10 protein-coding genes are annotated in these 12,265 nt (G+C 69.5%); 8 read left to right on the top strand and 2 right to left on the bottom strand.

The features are described from left to right. Positions 1-471, bottom strand: a complete 471-nt coding sequence (gene smpB, locus ACFW16_RS05135) for an SsrA-binding protein SmpB (RefSeq protein ID WP_380302522.1) — start codon at positions 469-471, stop codon at positions 1-3. Between the two features lie 19 nt (positions 472-490). Then, positions 491-1,366, bottom strand: a complete 876-nt coding sequence (gene dapA, locus ACFW16_RS05130) for a 4-hydroxy-tetrahydrodipicolinate synthase (protein ID WP_380302520.1) — start codon at positions 1,364-1,366, stop codon at positions 491-493. Positions 1,367-1,417: 51 nt separating this feature from the next. Here dapA and ACFW16_RS05125 point away from each other — a divergent pair, with 51 nt between their 5' ends. The 8 genes from ACFW16_RS05125 (at position 1,418) to ACFW16_RS05090 (ending at position 12,208) form a co-directional block, all read left to right on the top strand. Next, entirely contained in the window at positions 1,418-3,367 is a 1,950-nt protein-coding gene (locus tag ACFW16_RS05125; RefSeq protein ID WP_380302518.1) for a lytic transglycosylase domain-containing protein, read from the top strand. Between the two features lie 214 nt (positions 3,368-3,581). Then, positions 3,582-3,953: an antitoxin Xre/MbcA/ParS toxin-binding domain-containing protein gene (locus ACFW16_RS05120; protein ID WP_380302517.1), complete on the top strand. Its 372-nt coding sequence runs from the start codon at positions 3,582-3,584 to the stop codon at positions 3,951-3,953. Beyond that, a complete protein-coding gene (locus tag ACFW16_RS05115) occupies positions 3,950-4,468 on the top strand; it encodes an RES family NAD+ phosphorylase (protein ID WP_380302515.1) in 519 nt (172 codons plus the stop codon). Before ACFW16_RS05120 ends, ACFW16_RS05115 begins: the two co-directional genes overlap by 4 nt. A 239-nt stretch (positions 4,469-4,707) precedes the next feature. Beyond that, positions 4,708-5,682: a threonine/serine dehydratase gene (locus tag ACFW16_RS05110; RefSeq protein WP_380302513.1), complete on the top strand. Its 975-nt coding sequence runs from the start codon at positions 4,708-4,710 to the stop codon at positions 5,680-5,682. A 4-nt stretch (positions 5,683-5,686) separates the two neighbouring features. Beyond that, positions 5,687-6,079, top strand: coding sequence for a hypothetical protein (locus ACFW16_RS05105; protein WP_380302511.1), 393 nt, complete (start codon positions 5,687-5,689; stop codon positions 6,077-6,079). 159 nt (positions 6,080-6,238) lie between these two features. After that, positions 6,239-8,236, top strand: a complete 1,998-nt coding sequence (locus ACFW16_RS05100) for a PhoX family protein (RefSeq protein ID WP_380302510.1) — start codon at positions 6,239-6,241, stop codon at positions 8,234-8,236. Between the two features lie 173 nt (positions 8,237-8,409). Next, entirely contained in the window at positions 8,410-8,808 is a 399-nt protein-coding gene (locus tag ACFW16_RS05095) for a hypothetical protein (RefSeq protein WP_380302508.1), read from the top strand. A 487-nt stretch (positions 8,809-9,295) separates the two neighbouring features. Further along, entirely contained in the window at positions 9,296-12,208 is a 2,913-nt protein-coding gene (locus ACFW16_RS05090; RefSeq protein ID WP_380302506.1) for a phosphoenolpyruvate carboxylase, read from the top strand. Positions 12,209-12,265 lie beyond the last annotated feature (57 nt).

Genomic DNA, 12,265 nt, shown 5'->3' with positions numbered 1-12,265 from the left:
TCAGCCGCGGTCGCGCAGGACCCGCGCCTTCTCCCGCTGCCAGTCCCGCGCCTTGATGGTCTCGCGCTTGTCATGCGCTTTCTTGCCGCGGGCCAGGCCGAGATCGACCTTGGCGAAGCCGCGGGCATTGAAGTAGATGGACAGCGGGATCAGGGTCATGCCCTCCCGTTTCACCTTTCCCAGCAGCTTGTCCCGTTCGCGCTTGCGCACCAACAGCTTGCGCGGGCGCTTCAGCTCGTGGTTGAAGCGCTGCGCCGGCCCGTATTCCGGGATATGGGCGTTGAACAGGTACAGCTCGCCCTGCATCTCTCCGGCATAGGCGTCCTGCAGGTTGCCGCGACCCTCGCGCAGCGACTTCACCTCGGTCCCGACCAGGACGATGCCGGCCTCGACATTCTCGTCGATGAAGTAGTCGTGCCGTGCCCGCCGGTTCTGCGCGACGAGGCGACCCGGGGTCTTCGGCTGTGCCATGATTCTCGATGTGCTCCGGTCAGTTGATCAGGCCGGCGAAGACCATCGCCTCGCGCACCTCGGTCCGGGTCGCCTCGCCCGGCGGCACCAGCGGCAGCCGGACCCGGTCGTCGGACAGGCCGAGCAGTTTGGCGCCGTATTTCACCGGACCCGGGCTGGTCTCCAGGAACAGCGCCCGGTGCAGCGGCATCAGCAGGTCGCGGATCGCCTCCATCCGCTTCAGGTCGCCCTCGGCCCAGGCGGCGTGCATCTCGGCGCAGAGCCGCGGCGCCACATTGGCGGTGACCGAGATGCAGCCGTGACCGCCCTGCGCCAGGAACGCCGTGGCAGTGGCATCCTCGCCCGAAAGCTGGCAGAACTCCGGACCGATCCGAAGCCGCGTGGCCAGCGGCCGCACCAGGTCGGCGGTCGCATCCTTGACCCCGACGATGCGCGGCAGCTCGGCCAGGCGGGCCATGGTGTCGATCGACATGTCGATCACGCTGCGGCCCGGGATGTTGTAGATCACGATCGGCAGATCGACCGCGTCATGGATGGCCCTGTAATGCTGGTAAAGACCTTCCTGCGTCGGCTTGTTGTAGTAGGGCGTGACGATCAGCGCGGCGTCCGCGCCGGCCTTCTGCGCGTGCCGGGTCAGGGAGATCGCCTCCTCCGTCGAGTTCGAGCCGGTGCCGGCGATCACCGGGACCCGCCCCTTCGCCACCTCGACGCAGAGCTCGACCACCCGCTCGTGCTCGGGGTGGCTCAACGTCGGGGACTCGCCGGTGGTGCCGCAGGGCACGACGCCCTGGGTGCCCTCGCGGATCTGCCAGTCGACGAAGCCCTGGAAGGCTTTCTCGTCCACCCCGCTCTCGGTGAAAGGCGTGACCAGGGCGACGATGGATCCCTTGAACATGGAAGCTTCCGTGGGCGTTGGGGTGGTGAACGCAGTGTCATAGCGGCTGTGGTGCGGGCCGGCAAGCGCAGGGCTCTGGCCGCGGCGGCGGCGCTGCTGCTCGGCATCGCCGCCCCGGCCCTCGCCCAGCCGGCCACTCCGGCCGAGATCAAGGCGGCCCAGGCCCTGTTCTTCGCCGTCGATCGCAATGCCTGGGACGTGGTGCGCACGGTCGAGACCCAGATGACGAGCACCCTGGTCGGCCGGCTGGCGACCTGGGCCGACCTGTCGCGCCCGGACAGCACCGCCGGCTTCGAGGAGCTCGCCGCCTTCGTCGTCCGCAACCCGGACTGGCCGAACGTCCAGGCCCTGCGCCGCCGCGCCGAGCGGGCGATGCCCGACGGGCTGCCGGCCGATGCGGTGGTCGCCTGGTTCGACGCCTTCGCCCCGCTGACCGCCGAGGGCGCGCTGCATTTCGGCACGGCGCTGCAGACGACCGACCCGATCCGCGCCCGGATCTGGGCCCGCGACACCTGGCGCAACATCGCCCTGACCGGAGCGCAGGAGACCGAGTTCCTGGGGCGCTTCGGCAGCCTGCTGAGCGCCGACGACCACTGGGCGCGGCTCGATGCCCTGCTCTGGGCCGAACGCGCCGACGAGGCGCGCCGCATGCTGGCCCGCGTCGCCGGCGACCGGCGCCTCGTCGCCGACGCCCGGCTGAAGCTGATGGCGCGCACGCCGGACGCCTCGGCCGCGGTGCGGGCCCTGCCGGCGAAGCTGCTGCAGGACGAGGGCATCCTGTACGAGCGCGCCCGCTGGCGCCGCCGCAACGACGACGAGGCCGGCGCCATCGAGATGCTGGGCCAGCAGCCCAAGACCTCGACCCATGCCAAGGCGTGGTGGCTGGAGCGGCACATCATCGCCCGCCGGCTGTTCGACGAGCAGTCCTACCGACGGGCCTATCAGCTGATCACCGCGCGCGAGCAGAGCGACGCGGTGGACCGGGCCGAGAAGGACTTCCTCGCCGGCTGGCTGGCGCTGCGCTTCCTCGACCGCCCCGCCGACGCCGTCGAGCATTTCGAGAAGCTGTACGGCGACGTCTCCATGCCGATCAGCCTGGCCCGCGGCGCCTACTGGGCCGGCCGGGCGCACGAGGCGGCCGGGCACAAGCAGAAGGCGGCGGACTGGTACCGGACGGCGGCCAAGCAGCCGCTGACCTTCTACGGCCAGCTGGCGGCCGACAAGCTCGACCAGCCCAGCATCGCCGCCCTGCCCGTCTCGGTGACGACGAGCACCCAGGCGCTGGACTCCTATGGCGGCGACCTGGCCCGCGCCGCCCGGCTGCTCGACGCCGTCGGCCAGCGCGACCGGGCCGACCTGTTCCTGCGCAAGCTGATGGTCGACGCCGACACGCCGGAGAAGAACCGGCTGCTGGCGACGCTGGCGACGTCGATGAAATATCCCTTCGTCGCCGTCCGCGCCGCCAAGGCCGCGGCGCGCGACGGCCTCACGGTGATCGACGCCGCCTATCCGCTGGTGCCGCTGCCCGATGATCTGAGCGGCCTGCCGCCGGCCCTGGTGCTCGGACTGGCGCGGCAAGAAAGCGAGTTCAACAGCACCGCCGTGTCCAGCGCCGGGGCGATCGGGCTGATGCAGCTGCGGCCGGGCACCGCCCGCGACGTCGCCCAGTCGCTCGGTATCGACCACACCACCGGCATGCTCAGCGGCGACCCGGTGCACAATCTCCGCCTCGGCAGCCGCTACCTCGCCGACCTGATCCGGCGCTATGACGGCAACTGGCCGCGGGCGATCGCCGCCTACAATGCCGGCTTCGGCCGGGTCGACACCTGGGCGCCGACGCCGTCGAAATCGCCGGAGCAGGTGGTGGACTGGATCGAATCCATTCCGCTGCCGGAGACGCGCAGCTACGTCCAGCGCGTGCTGGAGAACACCCAGGCCTACCGCCTGCGCCTGGGCGAGGCGCCGAAGGCCGGGGCGCTGGAGGCGGACCTGCTGCGGTGAGGGGCGCGCCCCAGCCTTAGGGATCATGGCAGCTTCGTCCGATGTCCTTTCGCCTGGGGAGTGTTGAAATTCGCTCCTGTTTGTCCCATCATATGTCCGAAAGCAGGGTGGAGATTGGGACATGGCAAGGTCAGCAGCGGACGGCCGGAAGAGGCAAGGCACTCCTGCCCGAAAGACGTATGTCCGCAGCGCGTCTCGTCCGAGCACGAGCGAGATGGCGTTCGCAGGCGCGGGTTTCGTTACGGACTTCATCGACCGGGCCGGCATCATCGATGTCGATCGCGTCGCGGACGCCTTCCGTATGACCAAGGGGCAGCTTGCCGAGACAGTCGGCCTCGCTGCTGCGACCGTGAGCAAGGCCGAGCGCCGAACGGCTCCCCGCACGCAGTCGCGCATGCGCGAAATGCTCGAGATCGTCTCGCGGATTCGCGAATGGACCGGCGGCGAAACCCAGGCGATGGCCTGGTATCGATCACAGCCGATCCCGGCGCTGGATGGGCGAACGCCGGAAGCACTGGTCAAGGCCGGCGAGGCCGGCGCGGTCAGGGACTATCTCGATCACCTCGCGCTCGGGGGATATGCTTGAGGTTTATCGGCCGCTGCTATCGCGGTCATGACCCGGCATGGTCCTTCTCGCCGCTTTCAGGCGGGGGAGCCGCGAAGACCGGAGGCCGGTTCAACCGAAAGGGCAGGCCGACGCTCTATCTGTCGCTCGACGTCATGACCTCGGTCGGGGAGTGCACCCAGGGCCTGACCCAGCGGCTGCTGCCGCTGACGATGTGCGAGTATGATGTCGACTGCGAACCCATCGCGGATCTGAGAGACAGCGCCGGGCGCGATCGCCATGGCGTCACGCTGGTGGAACTGGGTTGCGCATGGTTGCGCCATTTGCGCGATGGCGAGGACGCGCCGTCCTGGCTGGTCGCGGAACGGCTCGAGGCGGATGGCTTCGTCGGCATGTTGGCGCCGAGCTTCGTTCCCAATGCGACCGCGGCCAGCTGCAACCTGATCCTGTGGCGCTGGGGCCCCGACCTGCCGATCCGCGTCATCGCGTTCGATCCGACCGGCCGTCTTCCCAGAAACCAGCTTTCCTGGAAATAGCCAGTCGGAGGCCGTTCAGAAAACCTGGATCGCAGGCAGGGACATCCGGTGACACGACTGGACCGCACCCCTTGAGCAAGCAAGGGAATGCCTGCCATTCCCTCTCCTGTCACGCCCGGGCTTGACCCTGGCATCCAGACAGCGTCGACATCTCCTGGATTGCCGGGTCAAGCCCAGCAATGACAGGGAAACCTAACATTTTAATTTGGACTATGCCGACAACCGACTGAGAAAGAACGATGATCGTCTCTGTCACCGATATCGAGGCTGCCGCCGGGCGGCTGCGCGGCCAGGCCGTTCGCACGCCGCTGCTGCGCTCGCCGCTGCTCGACGCCCGGGCCGGGCGCGAGGTGCTGGTCAAGGCCGAGCCGCTGCAGCGCACCGGGTCCTTCAAGTTCCGCGGCGCCTACAACCGGATCGCCATGATCCCGGAGGCCGACCGGGCCCGCGGCGTGGTCGCCTTCTCCAGCGGCAACCATGCCCAGGGCGTGGCGGCGGCGGCCAGGCTGTTCGGCATCAAGGCGACGATCGTGATGCCGGCCGACGCCCCGGCGATCAAGCGGCGCAACACCGAAGCCTACGGCGCCGCCGTGGTCGCCTATGACCGCTTCGGCGAGGACCGCGAGGTGGTTGCCGCGAAGATCCAGGCCGAGACCGGCGCCACGCTGGTGAAGCCCTATGACGACCCCGGCATCATCGCTGGCCAGGGCACGATCGGCCTGGAGATCGCCGAGCAATGCGCCGAGCTGGGCGTGCGCCCGGACGCGGTGCTGGTCAGCTGCAGCGGAGGCGGCCTGGTCTCCGGCATCTCGGTGGCGGTGAAGGCGCGGCTGCCGGGCACCCGGATCTATTCGGCCGAGCCGGAGGCGCTGGACGACATGCGGCGGTCGCTGGCGGCCGGCGAGCGCGTGAAGAACGATCCGTCGGCGCGGTCGATCTGCGACGCGCTGCAGTCCCCCACCCCGGGCGAGATCACCTTCTCGATCGCCCGCGAGACGCTGTCGGGCGGCGTCGCCGCCCCGGACGACGCGGTGCTGCGGGCCATGGGCGTGGCCTTCGACACGCTGAAGCTGGTGGTCGAGCCGGGCGGCGCGGTCGGCCTGGCGGCGACGCTGGAAGGGCGGATTCCGGACGACATCCGCACCGTCGTCATCGTCTGCTCCGGCGGCAACGTCGACGCCGCCACCTTCCGCGACGCCCTCGCGACGCTGTAAGCCCATGAGCAGCCGCCCCGCCTTCTTCGACCGGCTGCAGGGCTGGTGGGACGGCTGCGCCCGAGATGGGCGGCCGCCGCATCGCGATGCGCTGAGCCCGGTCGAGATCATGCCGATGCTGCCGCATCTGGTCATGATCGAGCTGTCCGGCCCAGTGCGGGTGCTGTGGGCCGGCACCGCGGTGAAGGAGGCGCTGGGCGGCAATCCGGGCGACCAGCCGCTGGACCGGACGCCGCTGGGCGGGCCGGAGGCCGGGGCCGCGATCGCCCGGATGGTCGCCAAAGCCCGGCCGGTCGAGGCCCGGCTCGGCGGCCGGCCGGCGCTGCTGTGCCCGCTGGCGGACGACACCGGCGCGATCAGTGCCGCACTGGCCGGGCTGGCACCACCGGAGCGCTGATCCCGCCGCGGAATTCCACCACCTCGCATCGTCCCGGCCCGTCTCGCCCGGGTTCATCGAACCGTCATCGATCTGAAACAAATCGAACATTACGGATCGGTAAGGTCCGCCCCGGATTCGAAGCCCGCCGCCACGGCAGCCAGCCCAGAGGGGACCGAGATGGACCAGGATTCCAGCCTGTCGCGCGTTCAGCGCTACGAGCAGCAGGACGACCGCAGCAGCAACCTCTCCGACAACCCGACCATGGGCGATATCGTCAACGCCCGCTTCGGTCGGCGCGGCATGCTGCGCGGCGCCCTGGCGGTCTCGGCGATCAGCGCGGTGGCGGGCCCGGCGGCGTTCCTGTCGAACAGCCGCCCGGCGCAGGCGACCGCCCCTTCCCGCTTCGTCTTCGACGAGCTGGAGGCCGGGGTCGACGCCAAGCACCATGTGGCGGCCGGATACGATGCCGACATCCTGATCCGCTGGGGCGACCCGGTGGCCAAGGGCGCCCCTGCCTTCGACGTGCAGAAGCAGACGGCGGCCGCACAGGAGAAGCAGTTCGGCTACAACAACGACTACATCGGCTACGTGCCCCTGCCGCTCGGCTCGAATTCGAGCGACCACGGCCTGCTGGTGGTGAACCACGAATACACCGACGCCGCGATCATGTTCCCCGGCCTCGCCGACGAGAAGGGCGAGTTCGAGCTGTCGAAGCAGACCAAGGAACAGGTCGACATCGAGATGGCCGCGCACGGCCAGTCGGTGATCGAGGTCAAGCGCGGCGCCGACGGCAAATGGGCGGTGGTGGCGGACAGCCCCTACAACCGCCGCATCTCCGCGCTCTCGACCGAGTTCCTGGTGACCGGCCCGGCGGCCGGCCACGACCGCCTCAAGACCAAGGCCGACCCGACCGGAACCAAGGTGATCGGCACGATCAACAACTGCGCCGGCGGCACCACCCCCTGGGGCACCACGGTGCATGCCGAGGAGAACTTCAACGGCTATTTCGGCGGCGAGCTGAAGGACGACCATCCGGAGGCCCGCAACTACAAGCGCTACGGCATGGGCGAGGCGGAATACGCCTGGAGCCTGCACCATGACCGGTTCGACCTGGTCAAGGAGCCGAACGAGGCCAACCGCTTCGGCTGGGTGGTCGAGATCGACCCGACCGACCCGAACTCGGTGCCGAAGAAGCGCACCGCGCTGGGCCGCTTCAAGCACGAGGGTGCCGAGAGCATCGTCGCCAAGGACGGCCGGGTCGTCTTCTACGCCGGCGACGACCAGCGCTTCGACTACCTGTACAAGTTCGTCACCGCCGGCAAGTTCGACCCGAACAACCGGGCGGCGAACATGGACCTGCTGGACGAGGGCACGCTGTACGTCGCCAAATTCGACGCCGACGGCAAGGTCGCCTGGATGCCGGTGGTGTTCGGCCAGGGCCCGCTGACCGAGGCCAATGGCTTCAAGAGCCAGGCCGACGTGCTGATCGAGACCCGCCGCGCCGCCGACCTCCTGGGCGCCACCAAGATGGACCGGCCGGAGGACGTGCAGCCGAACCCGGTGAACGGCAAGGTCTACGTCATGCTGACCAACAACGACCGGCGCAAGGCCGAGCAGGTCGACGCCGCCAACCCGCGGCCGGAGAACAAGTTCGGCCACATCGTCGAGATCACCCCGGCCGATGGCGACCACGCCGCCACCGGCGGCACCTGGGACCTGCTGGTGAAGTGCGGCGACCCCAGCGTCGCCGAGGTCGGCGCCACCTTCCATCCCTCGACCACCAAGAACGGCTGGTTCGGGTCGCCCGATAATTGCGAGATCGACGCCGACGGCCGGCTGTGGATCTCGACCGACGGCAACAACTACAAATACAGCGGCCGCGCCGACGGCATCTGGGGGCTGGAGACCGAGGGCGAGGCCCGCGGCACCGGCAAGCTGTTCTTCCGCGTCCCGGTCGGCGCCGAGATGTGCGGTCCGAAGATCACCCCGGACATGACCGCCTTCTTCGTCGCGGTGCAGCATCCGGGCGAAGGCGGCAAGGAGTGGCCGGAATTCGGCCGCGCCAGCACCTTCGCCGACCCGTCGACCCGCTGGCCGGACTTCCAGGACGGCATGCCGCCGCGCCCCTCGGTGGTGGTGATCACCAAGCAGGGCGGCGGGAAGATCGGCGCGTAAGTCGCTGAAAAGAAGCGTCATTACGAGTGTAGCCAAGCAATCCAGGCAGAGGCTCAAACCTCCCCGCCCCGGCGGGGAGGTTTTTTGTCGCCGGCCGGCGCTCCATCTTGCGGATAAGCGGGACCCTATCGATAGTGGCGCGGGTTTCGCGAGACGATCGGACCACACGGACCATGAGACGCCTGAACGCGGCCGCCGCGGCCGCCATCATCGCCCTGCTCGGGCTGATCAGCGCCGCCCGGGCGCAGAGCAACGACCTGTATGTGCTGGGCATCGCCCTGTTCGTCGCCTGCATCGGCATCGTCATGCTGCTGGTCAAGCAGCATTTCGACGCCCGGGAGGAGCGGCCGAGCCGCGCCTTCCTGCCGAGCGAACCGGAGTCCTGCTTCGCGGTGACCTTCCTGCTCGGCCTCCTGGCCGTGGTCGGGCTGGTCGCGGCGACCTCGCCCGAGCTGTACCGGGTCGGGCTCGGCGTCTTCGTCATCAGCGTCATCGGCGCCGGCGCGGCGCTGAAACGGGGCTATGACCTGATCGACCGCGGCCATGGCCGAGGTCACGCAGACGCGCATTGAAGCCATGCGCTGCGACGGCCGGTCGCGGCCCCGGCGGACGCCCCCGGTTGCTTGACAATTTCGAATTCGCCCCCAAATCCATACTGCGGCCGGCGATGGTTCGTCCCCCCAGCCATCGCCAAGATCCTCCGATGGGATCGAATTAGCCGTCAGCCGGGCCGGACGCTCCCTCCCCTCCGAGCGGATCGGACCCAGGCGAAGAACGGCCCCGGCGCTTCCCCCCGCGCCGGGGCCACTTCTTTTTCTGCTTCAGGATTCAGCCGCAACGCATTGGATCCGAAGGAATTTTCTGGAAAGGCGTACCTGCCGTCAAGTCGGGTGCTTTCGTTTTCTGTCGCCGATCGGCCGATTTCCTTCGCCAAAGCGATTGACAACCCCTTCGCAGCGCAACATGGATGCGTCACGCACCTGCAGCATCGCGGCTGCCGCACGGGGAGGCACCATGCCGGATACGCGCCAAGCCACGCCTCGGCCGGAGGATCGGACGATGCCCCTCGCCCGCGAGCTGACGCAGCTGCTGAAGCGCTACGAGAAGTCCCAGCGCGAGGATCCCTTCGCCAACCCGATCCAGCACCTGGCGCTGGAGCTGTCGCGACGCCTGGCCGACGGCAAGCTCGACTACCGCGACATCGAGGCGCTGATCGGCCATCTGACGATCGAGGGCTTCAGCCACCGCGCCGCCCGGCTGGGCCGCTATGTCGGCGAGACCGCGCCCGAGGCCAATGACGCGACGCTGCGCGCGCTGTTCCACCGGCTGGCGCAGGACGAGGCGGGCAATGCCGTGCCTTTCGCCGCCTTCCGCCAGCGGGTCGAGAGCGAGGCCTTCGGCGCCGTCTTCACCGCACACCCGACCTTCAACCTGTCCGGCGCCCTGATGGCCGACCTGGCGGCGCTGGCGGTCGGCCGCAGCGCCGACGGCGCGCCCCTGACCGAGGAGGCCGGGGCCGCCCTGCTGGCCCGCGCCGCCGCGGTCGAGCACCGGCCGGACGAGGATCTGAGCCTGGCGCGCGAGCACGCCCTGTCGCTGGACGCCATCGCCAATGCCCGCGCCGCGCTGGGCCGGGCCTGGGGCATCCTGCTGGACGTCACCCGCGACGCCTATCCCGAGGACTGGCGCAGCCTGACGCCGCGGCTGGTCACCCTGGCCTCCTGGGTCGGCTACGATCTGGATGGCCGCTCGGACATCCGCTGGACCGACACGCTGCACAAGCGCCTGCTGGTCCAGGCGGCGCAGCTCGACCATTACCTGTCCGAGGTGCGGGCGATCCGGCCGCAAGTGCCGCGCGGCGCCGCCGACCTGCTGGAGACGCTGGACCTGCTGGAGAGCCGGGTGGCGCTGGCCATCGCCCAGATCCGGGACGAGGTCGCCGCCTTCGCCGTGGCCGATCCCGGCTCCGCCGCCGGGCGCGAGCAGATCCGCGTGATCAGCCAGCGCATCCATGCCGGCCAGGCGCTGCGCCTGACCGAATCCGCCAGCCTGATCGCGATCGTCGACCGGGCGCTGGAGCGCACCGACGACCCCGGCCTGTCGCGCCGCTTCTGCCTGCTGCGGGCCGAGCTGGCGACGCATGGGCTGGGCGCCGCCCACACCCATGTGCGGATCAACGCCACCCAGGTGCACAACGCCATCCGCAAGGCGGTCGGCATGGTGTCCGACCCGAACGACCCGCGCTACCGGCAATCCTATCTCGACCGGCTGAACGCGCTGCTCGACGCGGTCGAGCCGGTGACGGTCAATTTCGGCTCGCTGCTGGCGGAGCGCACCTCGGTCAAGCGCCTGTTCATGCTGCTGGCGCAGATGCTGAAGTACAACGACCGGTCGGCGCCGATCCGCTTCCTGATCGCCGAGAGCGAGAGCGCGCTGACCTGCCTGACCGCCCTCTACTACGCCCGGCTGTTCGGGGTCGACGGCATGGTCGACATCTCGCCGCTGTTCGAGACCGAGAAGGCGCTGGAGAACGGCAGCCGGATCATCGAGCAGCTGCTGGAGAACCCGCATTACCGCGCCTATGTGCGGCGGCGCGGCCGGGTCTGCGTCCAGACCGGCTATTCCGACGCCGGGCGCTATCTTGGCCAGACCCCGGCCGGCGCCTCGATCGAGCGGCTGCGCCTCCGGCTGACCCGGGTGATCGCCAAGGCCGGGCTGCCGGACGTGCAGCTGCTGATCTTCGACACCCATGGCGAGTCGATCGGCCGCGGTTGCCATCCGGGCGGCATCGCCGACCGGCTGTCCTATGTCGACCCGCCGGCGACCCGGGCCTTCATGGCCAGCCAGGGCGTCGGCTTCAAACAGGAGGTCAGCTTCCAGGGCGGCGACGGATACCTGTACTTCGCCCATCCCGACATGGCCTATGCCGTGGTCACCCGGATCCTCGAGCATATCCTGGCCGAGGTGGACGACACCCATGACGGCAAGACGGGGGATGACCCGTTTTACGACGAGGCCTCCTATATCCGCGAGTTCTTCACCACCGTGAAGGAGTTCCAGGTCCGGCTGATGCAGAGCCGCGACTACGGCGTGCTGCTGCAGGCGCTGGGCCCGAACCTCCTGTTCCCCTCCGGCAGCCGCGCCACCAAGCGGCAGCACGAGGACCCGAGCGAGCTTGACCACGCCATGCCGTCGCAGCTGCGCGCCATCCCGCACAACGCGATCCTGATGCAGCTCGGCCTCCTGGCCAACAGCGTCGGCGGTGCCGGCGCTGCCATCGCCAAGGACCCGGAGCGGTTCCGCGAGCTCTACGCCGCCTCGCCGCGGTTCCGGCAGCTGATCGGCATCGTCACCTATGGCGCCTCGGCCAGCAACCCGGCGGCGATGCGGTCCTATATCGACGCGCTCGACCCCGGCTCCTGGATCACCCGCGCCGCCGCCACCGGCGACCGCGAGCTGGCGGACCGGATGGTGGCGCTGTCCGGCCATCTCGAGCCGATGCCGGTGTACGAGCGGCAGAGCCGCGTCTTCCGCGCCCTGCACAAGGATTTCATCCTGCTGCGCGACGGGCTGGACGGCGTCGCCGGCGAGGCGCCGCATGTCGACGCGGCCAGCCGCGACGCGCTGGCCGTGCTGCACGCGGTGCGGCTGGCGCTGATCCAGGAGATCTTCCTGCTGGCGATGCGGATCCCGGAATTCTCCAGCCGGCACAACCTCACCCTGAAGCAGGTGATCGCCCGCGTCCTGCATCTCGACGTGCTGCCGGCGGTGCAGTCGCTGGAGGAGATCTTCCCGCTGACCGAGGACACCATAGCGGTGGCCGATTTCGGCGAGGCCGCGACCTACCGCTCGGACGAGAGCCAGAACTACCAGTTCGAGAACGAGCGGATCTTCCGCCCAATGCGGCAGCTCTACCGCCTGGTGCGCCGGGTCTCGGCCGCGGTGGTGCACCGCACGGGGTTCTTCGGATAGACAGGCAGCCAGGGCGACGGTATGATAATATCATACCGAACGTCTCGAGGAGGCCGC

Source organism: Inquilinus sp. NPDC058860 (genome assembly GCF_042743185.1).
Lineage (GTDB): Bacteria > Pseudomonadota > Alphaproteobacteria > DSM-16000 > Inquilinaceae > Inquilinus.
This window is presented reverse-complemented; position numbering and strand designations above follow the sequence as displayed.

Coding starts and splice junctions, on each gene's coding strand:
- smpB (WP_380302522.1), bottom strand. CDS start 471: ATGGCACAGCCGAAGACCCCGGGTCGCCTCGTCGCGCAGAACCGGCGG.
- dapA (WP_380302520.1), bottom strand. CDS start 1,366: ATGTTCAAGGGATCCATCGTCGCCCTGGTCACGCCTTTCACCGAGAGC.
- ACFW16_RS05120 (WP_380302517.1), top strand. CDS start 3,582: ATGGCGTTCGCAGGCGCGGGTTTCGTTACGGACTTCATCGACCGGGCC.
- ACFW16_RS05110 (WP_380302513.1), top strand. CDS start 4,708: ATGATCGTCTCTGTCACCGATATCGAGGCTGCCGCCGGGCGGCTGCGC.
- ACFW16_RS05105 (WP_380302511.1), top strand. CDS start 5,687: ATGAGCAGCCGCCCCGCCTTCTTCGACCGGCTGCAGGGCTGGTGGGAC.
- ACFW16_RS05100 (WP_380302510.1), top strand. CDS start 6,239: ATGGACCAGGATTCCAGCCTGTCGCGCGTTCAGCGCTACGAGCAGCAG.
- ACFW16_RS05095 (WP_380302508.1), top strand. CDS start 8,410: ATGAGACGCCTGAACGCGGCCGCCGCGGCCGCCATCATCGCCCTGCTC.
- ACFW16_RS05090 (WP_380302506.1), top strand. CDS start 9,296: ATGCCCCTCGCCCGCGAGCTGACGCAGCTGCTGAAGCGCTACGAGAAG.